At 64.5% G+C, this 13,701-nt stretch carries 11 protein-coding genes; 6 read left to right on the forward strand and 5 right to left on the reverse strand.

What is annotated here, in order from left to right; all coding sequences use genetic code 11:
* Positions 1 to 48: 48 nt before the first annotated feature.
* Positions 49 to 594, forward strand: coding sequence for a shikimate kinase (locus G7077_RS02485; RefSeq protein ID WP_246167323.1), 546 nt, complete (start codon positions 49 to 51; stop codon positions 592 to 594).
* Here G7077_RS02485 and G7077_RS02490 read toward each other — a convergent pair.
* From G7077_RS02490 to G7077_RS02505, 4 genes are read right to left on the reverse strand one after another with little or no spacing between them, the layout of a single operon-like run.
* Complete coding sequence (locus G7077_RS02490; RefSeq protein WP_246167325.1) at positions 557 to 2,362, reverse strand: cation:proton antiporter domain-containing protein; 1,806 nt, start codon at positions 2,360 to 2,362, stop codon at positions 557 to 559. The two genes, G7077_RS02485 and G7077_RS02490, sit on opposite strands and share 38 nt — an antisense overlap.
* Positions 2,355 to 2,780, reverse strand: a complete 426-nt coding sequence (locus tag G7077_RS02495) for an iron-sulfur cluster assembly scaffold protein (protein ID WP_166410343.1) — start codon at positions 2,778 to 2,780, stop codon at positions 2,355 to 2,357. Before G7077_RS02495 ends, G7077_RS02490 begins: the two co-directional genes overlap by 8 nt.
* Entirely contained in the window at positions 2,777 to 4,087 is a 1,311-nt protein-coding gene (gene cysS / locus G7077_RS02500; protein WP_166410344.1) for a cysteine--tRNA ligase, read from the reverse strand. Before cysS ends, G7077_RS02495 begins: the two co-directional genes overlap by 4 nt.
* Positions 4,084 to 4,593, reverse strand: coding sequence for a CvpA family protein (locus tag G7077_RS02505; RefSeq protein WP_166410345.1), 510 nt, complete (start codon positions 4,591 to 4,593; stop codon positions 4,084 to 4,086). The genes cysS and G7077_RS02505 overlap by 4 nt, the downstream gene beginning before the upstream one ends.
* A 223-nt stretch (positions 4,594 to 4,816) precedes the next feature.
* Between G7077_RS02505 and G7077_RS02510 the strand changes: the two genes are divergently transcribed.
* Positions 4,817 to 6,154, forward strand: coding sequence for a S41 family peptidase (locus G7077_RS02510; RefSeq protein ID WP_166410346.1), 1,338 nt, complete (start codon positions 4,817 to 4,819; stop codon positions 6,152 to 6,154).
* Positions 6,155 to 6,161: 7 nt separating this feature from the next.
* Here the strand turns inward: G7077_RS02510 and radA are convergent, their stop codons facing one another.
* Complete coding sequence (gene radA / locus G7077_RS02515) at positions 6,162 to 7,529, reverse strand: DNA repair protein RadA (RefSeq protein WP_166410347.1); 1,368 nt, start codon at positions 7,527 to 7,529, stop codon at positions 6,162 to 6,164.
* A gap of 89 nt (positions 7,530 to 7,618) precedes the next feature.
* Between radA and G7077_RS02520 the strand changes: the two genes are divergently transcribed.
* The 4 genes from G7077_RS02520 to G7077_RS02535 all read left to right on the forward strand — a co-directional run bounded on the left by G7077_RS02520 (position 7,619) and on the right by G7077_RS02535 (position 13,635).
* Positions 7,619 to 8,503 carry an alpha/beta fold hydrolase gene (locus G7077_RS02520; RefSeq protein WP_166410348.1) on the forward strand — a complete coding sequence of 295 codons (885 nt, stop codon included), beginning with the start codon at positions 7,619 to 7,621 and terminating at the stop codon, positions 8,501 to 8,503.
* Positions 8,504 to 8,568: 65 nt separating this feature from the next.
* Positions 8,569 to 9,846, forward strand: a complete 1,278-nt coding sequence (locus tag G7077_RS02525; RefSeq protein ID WP_166410349.1) for an MFS transporter — start codon at positions 8,569 to 8,571, stop codon at positions 9,844 to 9,846.
* An 87-nt stretch (positions 9,847 to 9,933) separates the two neighbouring features.
* Positions 9,934 to 10,860, forward strand: coding sequence for a cysteine synthase A (gene cysK / locus G7077_RS02530; RefSeq protein ID WP_166410350.1), 927 nt, complete (start codon positions 9,934 to 9,936; stop codon positions 10,858 to 10,860).
* A gap of 102 nt (positions 10,861 to 10,962) precedes the next feature.
* Positions 10,963 to 13,635: a putative bifunctional diguanylate cyclase/phosphodiesterase gene (locus tag G7077_RS02535; RefSeq protein WP_166410351.1), complete on the forward strand. Its 2,673-nt coding sequence runs from the start codon at positions 10,963 to 10,965 to the stop codon at positions 13,633 to 13,635.
* The last annotated feature ends 66 nt before the right edge of the window (positions 13,636 to 13,701 follow it).

Raw genomic sequence — 13,701 nt, forward strand, 5'->3', positions numbered from 1 at the left:
GGTTGGCGCTTTTGCCCCACCTGGGCGCCCGCTGTATAGCCACTTATCGTGACCTCGCTGCTCTCACATCTCGATAAGCCCGTCGCTCTTGTGGGGATGATGGGCGCCGGCAAGTCCACGGTGGGGCGTCGCCTTGCCAAGCGGCTGGAGCTCGACTTCATCGACAGCGACGATGCGATCGAGCAGGCGTGCGGGCTGCCGGCCGGAGAGGTGTTCGCGCGTTATGGCGAGAAGGACTTCCGCGATGGTGAGCGGCGAATCATTGCGCGCCTGCTGGACGATCATCGGCAGGTGATCGCGACCGGCGGCGGCGCCTTCGCCGATGAGGGCACCCGGTCCCTTTTGAAAGACAAGGCCGTGACGATATGGCTGGACGCGCCGATCGAGATATTGGCGGAACGGACGTCGGGGCGCGACACGCGGCCGTTGCTCAACAACGACGATCCGCGCGGGACGTTGGAACGGCTAATGGAGGCGCGCCGACCTTTTTATTCTCAGGCCGACATTCGTGTACGAAGCGGCAACGTGCCGCATCGTGACGTGGTCGAGTGGATCGTCAGTGCGCTAGAGGATTATTTGCAGCGCCGGGTTTAGCGGTCTCCGCGTCGCCGATCGGCCGGCCGACCCCAAACATCCGGTCCATGGCGGCGCGAAGGTCGCCCGTCTCGCTCTGCCGCTGCAGCCGTTCGCTGTCACGGGCACGGTATTCCGCCTCCACCCGTAGCGCCTCGCGCTCCGAAACGCCGAGGCTGACAAGCGCTTGCCGCGCCATGCTGACCGCACTTTCGAACAACTCGCGCTGCATAAGGGCAACGTCCAGACCGTCTAACGCCATCATCTGCCGCCGGTCATAGACACGCACCATCACCTTGGCTTGCGGGAAGGCCTCAAGGATCGCCTTCAGCTGCTCCCGCTCGAGCGGTGCATCCTGGCAAAAGAAGATGCCCTCCGCTGTCTCGGCACCAGCGGTTCGGAGGAGATCGAGCCGGGTGCCGTCGCCATAATAGACGGTGGTACCGAATTCCTGGCTGATCTCGATCTGGGCACTGCTCTGGTCGATGATGGTCACGGGGATCTTCTTGGCCATCAGCATTTGTCCGACTGTCTGTCCGAACCGGCCGTAGCCGACCACGATGGCGTTTGTTTCCGGCGAGAACTCCGGCCCATCATGACCTGCGCCGCCTGCCGGCATTCGCGCCTTGGTCCAGTCGATCAGCTTCATCAGGAAAGGTGTTGTGACCATCGACAGGGTGACGACCGCGCTCATCAGCGAGGCGGTTTCGGGCACCACCAGGCGCGCGGCGGCCGCCTGACCGAACAACACGAAGCCGAATTCACCGGCCTGGCTGAGCAATAGGCCCAGCCAGATGGCGCGAACGCCGCGGATCCCGAACATGAAAGCGATGCCGGCGATCAGCAGCGCCTTGACAGCGATGATGCCGAGCGCGAGCCCACCAACGAGCAGCGGCTTGGCGGCGATTGCCGGAAGGTCGAGGAGCATGCCCACGGACAGGAAGAACAGGCCGAGCAGGATGGAGCGGAAGGGCTCGACGTCGCTCTCCAATTCGTGCCGGTACGGCGATTCGGCGAGCACCACGCCCGCGACAAAGGCACCGAGCGCAACCGAGAGGTGAAGCGAGTGCATCAGCGCGGCGCTGGCAATCACCGTGAACAGGCCGGCGACGACGAACAGCTCGCGTTCCGACAGGCGGCCGATCAGCCGGAACATCGGATTGAGCAGGAAGCGCCCGGCGATCACAAGCCCGGCGACCGCCGCGATCGTGTAGAGGACCAGCATCCCGCCCGGCGGTGCGCCAGGGTCTGCAGGGGCACGGGACATAGCCGCGATGATGGTGATCAGCGGAACGATCGACAGATCCTGGAACAGCAGGATGGAGAATGCCCGCTCCCCGTCGGGGTCGTTGAGCTGGCCCGACGAGCGGAGCATCGGCAGCACCTGCGCCGTCGACGACAAAGCCAGCGGCAGGCCGAGCGCCAGCGACGCCTCTATGCTGAAGCCGATGGCGAGGTGCAGAAGCGCACTCAGCGCCAAGCCGCAGCATACCACCTGCGCAAGTCCGAACCCGAAGATGTCCCGCCGCAGGCGCCACAAGCGGCTTGGGTGAAGCTCCAGCCCCACCAGGAAGAGCAGGAAGGCGATTCCGATCTCCGAAACCTGCATGATCGACTGAGGATCGCCGACCAGCCCGAGGACGTAGGGGCCGATGACCGCCCCGCCGACGATGTAGCCGAGGGTCGCACCCAGCCCGAGCTTGCGGAACAGGGTGACGAACAGAAGCGCGGCGCCCAGCATGACCGCCCCACTGAGAAGCAGGTTGCTGGCCGCGACCGGCTCACCCATGGTCGGCTGCCTTCAACGCGGCCGCCAAGGCGCGGAACGGCAGCAGGATGGCCCCATGCCGCCCGCGGCGGCTCCGGGCGGGCACAAGAGAGGTCAGATCGGGCCAAACGCCCGGATTCTCGCGCTTACCGTCAAGCCATGCTGCCAAATTCGCTACCGCGGCTTCCGCAGCGGCCAGGTCCACTCCAGCGGCATGGCGGGCCATGATCGCGGACGACGCTTGACCGAAGGCGCAAGCCTGGACGGAGAGCGAGAGCGCCGAAAGGCTTGCGTCATCGACCATAACTCCGACACGAACGACGCTCCCGCATGTTGGCGACCGCATTTCCGCTGCGCCATCTTCCCGCGCCAACGCAGCCGGCTCCGGCAATGACGCCGCGAGCCGCAGGATCTCAGTCGTGTACAGCGGCGCGTTCACGCTCGCCGCCACGTCGTTCCACCGGAACCGTCCTCGAGCAGGAAGCCTTCCGCCTTCAGCTCGTCGCGGATGCGGTCGGCGGTGGCGAAGTCGCGGTTCTTCTTGGCGGCGTTACGTTCGGCGATGCGCGCCTCAATGTCGCCGGCATCTCCCTCGCCCTGGAACCAGCTCGTGCCGCTCTCGCTTAATAGGCCGATGAGCATTGCGCTGCCGCGAAGAACGGCGGGATCGTCGATCGCGGAGAGGCGCGCCAGTGCGAGCGGGGTGTTGAGATCGTCCTGAAGCGCGTCGACGACGGCATGATCCGGGGCGGCGGGCGTGACGTCTCCTGCCACGCGGTAGAGCCGGTCCAGCAGTGCTTTCGCTTGCGCGATCACGGCGTCCGTCCACGGCAGCGGCGAGCGATAGTGCGCCGATAGCAGCGCCAACCGGAGCACCTCCCCCTTGTGCCCCTGCGCCAGCAGGTCAGCCGGCGTGACGACGTTACCAAGCGACTTGGACATCTTCTCCGCGCCCATGTCGACGAAGCCGTTATGCACCCAGTAGCGGGCCAATGGTGCGCCGCCATGGGCGCATCGGCTTTGAGCCAGCTCATTCTCATGGTGCGGGAAGACAAGGTCGAGCCCGCCGCCATGGATGTCGATGGTCTCGCCGAGATGCGCCCGGATCATCGCCGAACATTCAATGTGCCAACCGGGCCGCCCGCGTCCCCACGGCGAGTCCCAGCCGATCACGCCCGCATCGCTCGGCTTCCAAAGAACGAAGTCGGCCGGATCCCGCTTGTACGGCGCGACCTCAACCCGGGCACCGGCCAGCATCGCTTCCCGGTCGCGGCGGCTCAGCACTCCATAATCCGGGTCGGAAGCAACGTGGAACAGCACATGACCCTGCGCCGCATACGCGTGTTCAAGCTCGATCAGCCGCACGATCATGGAGATCATCGGAGCGATCTCGGCGGTGGCATGCGGCGCTATGCTGGGCTCTCGAACGCCCAGCGCGCCCATATCGTCGAGGTAATAGCGCTCATAACGCTCGGTGATTACCGAAGGCCCGACGCCCTCGGCCTCCGCCGCTGCGATGATCTTGTCGTCGACGTCGGTGACGTTGCGGGCATAGACCACCTCCGCGTCCGGATAGCTATGCTCCAGCAAGCGGCGAAGCGTATCGAACACCACCGCCGGCCTGGCATTGCCGATATGGGCGCGGCCGTACACCGTCGGCCCGCACACATACATGGTGATGCGCTTCGGGTCGGCCGGAACGAAGTCGCGCTTCTCGCGCGCCATGGTGTCGTGGAGCCTGATCATTCCTTGACCTTCGGGCGCCGCCTTGTTTCGACCCAGTCCACGATGGCGCGGCCACTGGCGTTCAGCAGCGGGTAGGTGCGCGAATTGGCCATCCACTCGGGACGGTCGGCGTCAGCGCCGTACATCAGGTCGGTGCTGAGGTTGGCGAAAAGAAAGAAAAGGGTCGCGCCGATGAGACCCTTCAGCATGCCGAAACCGGCGCCGAGCACCTTGTCGACCGGCCCGAGCACCGACTTGCGGGAACGTTTGCCCAGCATTCGGGCAAGCAGTTTGACGAGGATGAAGCTTGGCAGGAACAGCAATGCGAAGGCCAGAACGGCGGCCCCTGCGCTGGTTCCAACAAAGTCCGTCATTCCGGTCCAGAGCTGCTCGTGGAACAGCTTCAGCATGACCACGGCGACCACCCAGGCGGCGAGCGACAGCACTTCCTGAACGAAGCCCCGGACGAAGCCGATCATGGCGCCGCCGCCCAGAAGCAGGATCACGAAGATATCGAGCGCGCTCATTGCGAAGCTGCCGCTAGCGAACTCTGACCGCCAAGGCGAGATGTCAGAGCCCGCCGTCGCCACATGGCGAAAAATGCGAACATTGCGCGCTCCGACCCATCCGCACCCGCCGTTCGCTCCCTTCTCAAGCTACTAAATGGCAGATTCCCGTCGTTGGCACAGGCCTTGCTTCTTTCGGGTCACGGCCACGATCGATGGCCATCAACACACAAAAGGGGTGCCAATGCGTAATTCAGTTCTGCTCGCCGCCACCGCGGCCACCGCTTCGCTCGTCCTGAGCGCGGCAGCTTCGGCTCAACCGATCACCAATGTTGTTCAACCGGCGAAAGGGCCCGCAGCAATGAATTCCAACGCCATCGCCGAAGCGGTCCGCGACGCCGTGAAGAGCAATTACGTACTTGCCGACAAGGTGCCGCTGGTGACGGCTGCGCTGGACAAGGGCATCGCGGAAGGCCGCTACCAGGGTCTGGAAGGCGGCACGCTGGCCGAGCGCTTGAACCAGGACCTTGCCGCTGCAGCGCACGACAAGCATCTCTCCATCAGCTTCGATCCCGTCCACGCCGCCATGCTGAAGGGCCCGATGAGCGACGAGATTACCGAGGGGCCGGAGTGGGAGCGGATGGCCCGTGGCATGAACCACGGCATTGCCGAGCTGCGCCTGATGGACGGGAATGTCCGCTACATGAATCTCGTCGGCTTCGCCTGGACCGGAGCCAAGTCCGCCGCCGCCATCGACAATGCGATGCGCTTCCTAGCGGATGGGGACGCAGCCGTGATCGACCTTCGGTACAACGGCGGCGGCAGCCCCAAGGCGATCCAATATCTTTTCAGCCACTTCGTCGCAGCGAACAAGCCGCTGATGACCTTCTACTTCGGGGGCGGCAAGGCAGTGGAGCGCGACCTTTCGTTGGCCAAGCTACCGGCCGGCCGGATGAAGGGTAAGCCGCTCTACATTCTCACCAGCAACCGGAGCATTTCGGCGGCGGAGGCCTTTGCTGCACTGGTGAAGGATTATGGTGTCGGCGACATCGTCGGAGAAACCACCGCCGGCGCGGCCTATCGCAACAGCTACTTCCCGATTGCCGGTCAATATATGTTGAGCGTCTCGGTCGCGCGTGGCGAGGTCGGCCCGTCCAGGGTAGATTGGGAAGGAACGGGCATCGCCCCGACGATCAAGGCGAACGCCGACGATGCGCTGGACATGGCGCACATGGCGGCGCTCGAAAAGCTCGGCGCAACGGCCGCTGGACCGGAGAAGGCGATGATGCTTGCGAAGGCTGCGGTGCTGAAGGCCAAGCTGTCGCCAGTCAAGGCGGCCCATGATCTCCCCGCTTACGTGGGCCGGTATCAGGATCGTGCAGTCACCGTCGACAAGGATGCCCTTTACAGCCAGCGCACCGGTGGCCCCCGCACGCGCCTGCTGGCCGTCGGCGGCGACGCGTTCATCATGGAATCCGATCCTTTGACGCGCGTCGAATATGTCGTCGCTGACGGCAAAGCAGTCAGCATGGAGGTGATCCGTGCCGACGGCTCCCGTCAGAAGCAGCCGCGTACCGACTAAGCGCGCGTCAGCGGCCGAGGATCTGGTCGACCAAGGCGCGAAGGTTCGGCATCTCCGCTATGCGGATGCCGTCTGAAGCCTTCGCGCCCTTGGGCACCCAGGCTCTTTCGAACCCGAGCTTCGCCGCTTCCTTGAGGCGGAGCGGCGAATGCGCCACCGGCCGCACCTCGCCCGACAGTGCAATCTCACCAAGGACGATGCAGTCGTTGGGGATCGGCCGTTCCGACAGCGCGGAAACCAAAGCAGCCGCGACGGCCAGGTCGGCGGCGGGATCGCTTAGGCGGTAACCGCCGGCGACGTTGAGGTAGACCTCCGCGGTTGCAAAGCTGAGGCCGCAACGCGCCTCCAGTACTGCCAGCACCATCGCCAGTCGTCCGCCGTCCCAACCGACGGCAGCGCGGCGGGGGGTGGCACCGCTGGCCAACCTGACCACCAGTGCCTGTATCTCGACCAGAACTGGCCGGCTGCCCTCGATGGCAGGAAAGACGCTGGTGCCGCTCACCGGCTCACCGCGCTGTGTAAGGAACAGCGCCGACGGGTTTGGGACTTCGGCAAGCCCCTGCCCTTCCATGGCGAAGACGCCGATCTCGTCGGTGCCGCCGAAGCGGTTCTTGATCGCGCGCAGGATCCGGTACTGGTGGCTGCGCTCGCCTTCGAAGCTCAGCACCGTGTCGACCATATGCTCCAGCACACGGGGACCGGCGATGGTGCCGTCCTTGGTGACATGGCCCACCAGGATCGCCGCGGTGCCGCGCTCCTTGGCGAAGCGGACCAGTTCCTGGGCGGAGGCGCGCACCTGGCTGACCGTCCCCGGCGCGCCTTCGATCAGGTCCGAATGCATGGTCTGGATGGAATCGATGATCAGCAGCGCCGGCGGCGTGCCCTCGCCCATCGTCGTCAGGATGTCGCGGACGGACGTCGCCGAGGCGAGCCGCACCGGCGCCTGCCCCAATCCCAGCCGAACCGCCCGCAGCCGCACCTGCTCCGCCGACTCCTCGCCGGACACGTAGACGACGTCGTTGCCGTTGCTGGCCAGCTTGGCTGCAACCTGAAGTAGCAGGGTCGACTTGCCGATGCCCGGGTCGCCGCCGACCAGCATCGCCGAGCCGACAACGATGCCGCCACCGACCGCCCGGTCAAACTCCGGGATCCCGCTCGGCAGCCGATCGGGCAACGCAACCGGGCTGTCGAGTCCAACGAGCTGGATCGCTCGGCCGCCGCCCTGAAGATTGTGCTTGGCGGCGAAGATATTGGACACATCAGCCGCTTCTTGAACCAACGTGTTCCATTCGGAGCAGTCGCCGCACTGGCCCTGCCAGCGGCTGCTGACCGAACCGCAAGATTGGCAGACATAACGGGATTTCGGCTTCGCCATGGTTCGGCTGGTCTAAAGCCTATGGCGAACGGCGCAACAGCCGGCGGCGCGCCGCGTTAACGCAGGTCAACCCTCAGGAGTGATCGACCATGCCCTATGCCAAGGCCAAAGACGGGACCATGCTTTATTATAAGGATTGGGGCCGCGGTCACCCGATCGTCCTGATGCACGGCTGGCCCCTGACCGGCGACACGTGGGACGATGCCGCCGTGCGACTGGGGGAGGAAGGCCACCGGCTGATCATTCCCGACCGGCGCGGCTTCGGTCGGTCGGACCAGCCGTGGGACGGCTATGACTATGACACATTCTCCGACGACGTCGCCGCCATCCTCGAGGATGCGGGCATCAGCGAGCCGGTAGGCATTGTCGGTTTTTCCATGGGCGGCGGCGAAGTTGCGCGTTTCGTGTCTCGCCAGGGCAAGGGACGGGTCAGCCATGCCGCGCTGATCAGCTCCGTAGTGCCGCATGTCGTCCAGTCGGACTTCAACCCGGACGGCGTTCCGCAGGAACAGCTCGACGCGATCACTGCCGAGCTGAAGAAGGATCGCGCCGGCTTCATGACCACCTTCCTAAAGCAATTTTACGGGGTCGGCTTCATGACGTCGTCCGTTTCGGACGAGGTGGTGGAGAACAGCCATCGCCAGGCAATGATGGCGGGCGCCCGGCCGACACTCGCCGCGGCGCAGGCATGGGCGACCACGGACTTCCGTCCCGACCTGCCAGCGTTCGAGGGCATCCCGACCCTCATTATTCATGGTACGGCGGACAAGAATGTGCCGATCGACGCCACTGGCCGAGTGGCTGCCAAGCTGATCCCGCATGCGGACTTCCTGGAGTATGACGGCAGCCCGCACGGCGTTTTCGAGACGGACAAGGAGCGGCTGATCAACGATCTGCTGGAATTCTTCGGCACGGGCCGCGCTGCCGAAGCCGATCAGCGCAGTGCCATTCCCCTCAACGAAACTACCCTTTGAGCAACCGGCGGCAACCGGTTCGCCGCCGGTTGCCGCCTCGCACACCGAGGGCTAGGGCGCGCGTCGTGAGTCTCCTGCCCGAACCTCTGCGCCTCCCGAATTATCGCGCTTACTGGCTGGCTAGGCTGGCAAGCACGATCGCCCAGATGTCGATGGTCATCGTCATCGGCTGGCAGGTGTACGACATCTCCCGCCGGACGATGGAAATCGATGACGCGGCGTTCCAGCTCGGAATGATCGGGCTGGTCCAGTTCGTTCCTCTATTCATCCTGACGCCCGTCAGCGGTTGGGCGGCGGACAGGTTCGACCGGCGCTGGATCGGGCGCGCAGTCCTGTGCCTGGAACTGGCCTGCGCTTTGGTTCTCTTCGCCGCGACTTGGAGCGGCCACATCTCGCTGCCGATCCTGTTCACCGTCGCCGCCGTGCTCGGAGTTGCGCGGGCCTTCGCAGGACCGGCGTTCGGCGCCCTTGCACCCAATCTCGTCCCCCGCGACATGCTCCCGCGTGCCATCGCGCTGAGCTCGACCGCCTGGCAAACAGGTGCAATCATCGGCCCGGCGCTCGGCGGCCTTTTGTACGACATCACCCCGCACCTGTCCTACGGCGTGAGTGGTGCATTGTTCGCCTTCTCCGCTGCCTGCCTGTTCACCATCGGCCGGGTTCAACGGACCGCGATCCAGCCCGGAAGTCCCTTGAAGCGCATGGGCGAGGGCCTGTCGTATATCGGTCGCAACCGGATGGTGCTGGGCGCCATCACGCTCGACTTGTTTGCCGTCCTGCTTGGCGGCGCGGTGGCAATGCTTCCGGTCTACGCTCGCGACATTCTCCATGTCGGTGCCCAGGGGCTTGGCCCGTTGCGCGCCGCCCCCGCACTCGGCGCGACGCTGACCGCCATCTTCTTCTCGGTCCGACCGCTCAAGACGGAAGTCGGAGTGAAGATGTTGACCGCCGTTGGTGTGTTCGGCGCCGCCACCGCGGCCTTCGGCTGGTCCACCTCCTACGCCTTTTCGTTGGCTATGCTGGCACTGCTTGGCGCCGCCGACATGTTCTCGGTCTACATCCGGCAGTCATTGATCCAGCTCCACACACCGGACGAAATGCGCGGCCGGGTCAGCGCGGCCTCCACCCTCGCCATTTCGGCGTCCAATGAGCTTGGCGAAGCGCGAAGCGGTTTCGTGGCAGCCTGGCTGGGACCGGTCGCCGCGACGGTCGGCGGCGGGATCGCGGCCATTGCGGTCACCGTGCTATGGACGCTCTGGTTTCCCGAGCTCCGCCGGGCTCGGACCTTCGATCCTCCCGAACCGGCACCCGAAAAGCCACCGGTAGCGGCAGGAAGCGTATAGGTTGGCTTGCAACATCCGGAAGAATAAGTGAAAGCGTATAGTCGAGTTTACAGCTAGACTTCTCTTGAGAACGCCAAGGAGAGAAACATGAAGGCAGCATCGGTCCTGGAGACCATCGGCAACACCGCCCACATCCGCGTCAACCGCCTGTTCGGCGACAATGAAGTCTGGATAAAGTCGGAGCGGGCCAACCCCGGCGGGTCGGTCAAGGACCGTATCGCCTTGGCGATGATCGAGGACGCGGAACGCTCCGGCAAGCTGAAGCCGGGCGGAACGATCGTCGAGCCCACCTCGGGCAACACGGGTATCGGCCTTGCGCTGGTTGCAGCGGTGAAGGGCTACAAGCTGACCCTCGTCATGCCCGAAAGCATGAGCATCGAGCGTCGGCGCCTGATGCTGGCCTACGGCGCAAGCTTCGACCTCACCCCGCGCGAAAAGGGAATGAAGGGCGCGATCGCTCGCGCCGAGGAGATCGTCGCCTCGACCGAAGGCGCCTGGATGCCGCAGCAGTTTGAGAATCCGGCGAACGTCGAAGTGCACCGCCGCACCACCGCGCAGGAAATCCTCAACGACTTCCGCGACGCGCCCATCGACATCCTAATCACCGGCGTCGGAACCGGGGGGCACATCACGGCATGCGCCGAGGTGCTGAAAAAGGAATGGCCGGCCCTTCAGGTTTTCGCGGTCGAGCCGACCTTGTCACCGGTCATCTCGGGCGGTCAGCCGGGCCCCCACCCGATCCAGGGCATCGGCGCAGGCTTCATTCCCGCCAACCTCGATGTGTCGGTGCTTGACGGCACCATTCAGGTCGACCCCAACGACGCCAAGGAATATGCCCGGCGCTCGGCCCGTGAGGAGGGCCTGCTTGTCGGAATCAGCTCCGGCGCGACCCTTGCCGCTATCGCGCAAAAGCTCGCCGAAGTCGGTGCGGGAAAGCGTGTCCTTGGCTTCAATTACGACACCGGCGAACGCTATTTGTCGGTTCCGGAATTTCTTCCCGAACAAACAAGCTAAATAGCGCAGTAACCCTATCGGTCGCGCGGCTGTTAACCTCGCCGCGCTTAACATCCCCCTGAGGTGGCTTGTGCGTGCCTGCAAGCCGCCGCTGGGGATGAGATGCGTAGATCAAGATTTGCAAAGGCCATTGAATCGAGTTCCGCGGCACCGGAGCGCGTGTCGATCAGCCAATCCTTATGGTTTGACCTGACCAGCCCCGAGCGGATCGAGGATGAGGTTGTCGCCGAGTGGCGGAGCGCCGGGCTGAACCACGCGCCAGCGCTCCTGTTCGCGACTCACCTGCTCCTCCTGTTTGCCTATTTCGGCATTCATCCCGCCCCTTGGGGCACATCTGCTGCGACGACTGCCCTGATTCCGGCTGGCTTGGCCTTGTTGCTGGACGCTGTTGCAATCGTGGGCATCTGGCTCCGGTCGCGAACGGAGATTGCTGCTCATTCGGTGATCCGGCTGCTGTTCGGCTATCTTGCGATTTCAGGTGCGCTTTGGCTGCTGTTTGCATCGTTGACGGCGCAGAGCGGCGAAGTTGCGCTGGCGTTCGGACTGGTTGGTGCCGGCCTTGCTGCCACGGGGGTGGTATCGGTTAACTCGCCGCCGCTGGCGATTGCCAATGCGCTCGTTGCATGCGGCGCGGCTTTCATGTTCGCCGATACCTTTGCCGGCGGTGCGCGGATGGCGGGGTTTTCGATCCTGCTGGTCATCTACAGCATCGCAGGGGCGCGAACCTCCATCGTCATCGAACGGCGCCGTCAGCAGCTGGACAACGAGGCGCGCAAGGCGACCCGCTTCGTCGACGAATTCGAAAATAGCGGCCAGGGCTGGTTCTGGGAAACCAACGCGGAGGGGACCCTTTCCTACGTGTCCCAGCAGCTGGCAGACGATTTTCAGTGCCAGCCGTCCGATCTCCTCGGCCGCCAGTTCACGGACCTCATGTCGGTGGATAATGAGGATCGGGAAGAGCGCAAGACCCTCGGCTTCCACCTGTCCGCTCGTTTCCCATTTTCCGATGTCGTGGTTCGCGCCGCAAGTGACCAGGACATCCACTGGTCCCTGTCGGGCAATCCAATCTTCGACGAGCGTGGCCGCTTCCTGGGTTTCCGGGGCATCGGCACCGACCTGACGGAGCAGCGCCGTTCGGAGCAGGAAATCACCCGCCTTGCCCGCTTCGATTCGCTGACCGGGCTGCCCAATCGGGCGATGATGCGCCAGACTTTGGAAGAAGCGCTCAAGAATGCCGCCCGCCGCCAGAAGGGCTGCGCCCTGTTCCTGATCGATCTCGACCGATTCAAGAACGTTAATGACACGCTGGGCCATCCGGTGGGCGACGCACTGCTTCGCCAGGTTGCGCAACGCCTGACCTCCGTGATGGGCGATCATGGCCAGATCGGCCGGCTCGGCGGCGACGAGTTCAAGGCGGTGCTGCCCGGAACCGTCGACCTCGGCCTCTTGGAGTCGCTTGCCCGAACCCTGATCGAGCAGGTGTCGCGCCCTTACATGATCGAGGGCCATAAGGTAACGATCGGCGCCTCGGTCGGCGTCGCTATCGGCGATCCTGGCCGCACCGGCGCCGACGCGCTGGTGCGCAATGCCGACCTTGCACTCTACGCCGCGAAGGGCGACGGGCGGGGCAAGCACAAGATCTACGAACCCTCGATGCACAGCGAGGCAAGCGACCGCCAGGTCCTCGAGAATGATCTTCGACAGGCGCTCGACCGGGATGAACTGTGGGTGGCATATCAGCCCGTGGTTCACGCCTCGACGGAGCAGGTCTGCGGCTTTGAAGCGCTGGTCCGCTGGAACCACCCCGTTCGTGGCCCCATCTCGCCCGCCAAATTCATCCCGCTCGCGGAAGAGTGCGGCATGATCCCGAAAATCGGCAAATTCGTGCTTCAGGCCGCCCTCAAGGAGGCGGCCGCGTGGCCCGACCATGTCCGCATCGCCGTCAATTTGTCGCCGATCCAGTTCAACGATCCGGGCATTGCGGAAATGGTGGGGACGTTGTTGAAAGAGAGCGGTGTCCGGTCGCAGCGTCTGGAACTGGAGCTGACCGAAGGCGTGTTCCTGTCCGAAGGGGCATTGACGGACGAAACGTTCGCCAAGCTCAAGGAAGTCGGAGTTCGCCTCGCACTCGACGACTTTGGCACCGGCTACAGCTCGTTGGGCTATCTGAAGAAGGCGCCGTTCGACAAGATCAAGATCGACCAGAGCTTCGTCCGCGGCGCCGCGTCGAAGACCAACCGCAACAGCGCCATCATCCGCGCCATCGTCACCCTTGCCGAGACGCTCGGAATGGACACCACGGCGGAGGGGGTCGAGACCCATGACGACCTCAACCTCATTCGCGAACTCGGCTGCAGCCAAATCCAGGGCTATATCTTCGGCAAGCCGATGCCCGGCGAGGATGCCCGCGCTCTCGCCAACCTCTCAGTGGTGGAGGCAGACGGCTACCAGACCAGCCGCGAACCGCGTCAGCGCTTGATGCGCCGCGCCATCGCCCAAATCGGGCATCGCAAGGTCGAGATACGGTTGCGGAATATCTCGTCTGGTGGCGCGCTCGTCGATAGTGATGCGGCGGTGGCGCCTGGCACTAGCCTCACCGTCGACATCGTCGGCGTTGGTCCGGTCGTCGGGGAAGTTCGCTGGGCCCAGAAGGGCAAATTCGGCCTGGAGTTCGCCGAGCAATTCGACCTCAGCCGCCTTGCACCCAAGAAGGAGCAAAAGAACGAGACGTCGATTCTCCGCCCCTGGTATGTCGAACAAAAGGTCGGCACCTGACCCACTGACCGGTCGCGCTGACGCATCGAACCGCGACAAACGGGAAAGCGGCTCCTATATGACCGT

Source organism: Sphingomonas piscis, assembly GCF_011300455.1.
In the GTDB taxonomy this organism is placed as follows: domain Bacteria; phylum Pseudomonadota; class Alphaproteobacteria; order Sphingomonadales; family Sphingomonadaceae; genus Sphingomicrobium; species Sphingomicrobium piscis.

What these genes read in the sequence shown, in the direction of transcription:
- G7077_RS02490 (WP_246167325.1), bottom strand. Translation starts at nt 2,362, where the DNA reads ATGGGTGAGCCGGTCGCGGCCAGCAACCTGCTTCTCAGTGGGGCGGTC.
- cysS (WP_166410344.1), bottom strand. Translation starts at nt 4,087, where the DNA reads ATGATCAGGCTCCACGACACCATGGCGCGCGAGAAGCGCGACTTCGTT.
- G7077_RS02505 (WP_166410345.1), bottom strand. Translation starts at nt 4,593, where the DNA reads ATGAGCGCGCTCGATATCTTCGTGATCCTGCTTCTGGGCGGCGGCGCC.
- G7077_RS02510 (WP_166410346.1), top strand. Translation starts at nt 4,817, where the DNA reads ATGCGTAATTCAGTTCTGCTCGCCGCCACCGCGGCCACCGCTTCGCTC.
- radA (WP_166410347.1), bottom strand. Translation starts at nt 7,529, where the DNA reads ATGGCGAAGCCGAAATCCCGTTATGTCTGCCAATCTTGCGGTTCGGTC.
- G7077_RS02520 (WP_166410348.1), top strand. Translation starts at nt 7,619, where the DNA reads ATGCCCTATGCCAAGGCCAAAGACGGGACCATGCTTTATTATAAGGAT.
- cysK (WP_166410350.1), top strand. Translation starts at nt 9,934, where the DNA reads ATGAAGGCAGCATCGGTCCTGGAGACCATCGGCAACACCGCCCACATC.
- G7077_RS02535 (WP_166410351.1), top strand. Translation starts at nt 10,963, where the DNA reads ATGCGTAGATCAAGATTTGCAAAGGCCATTGAATCGAGTTCCGCGGCA.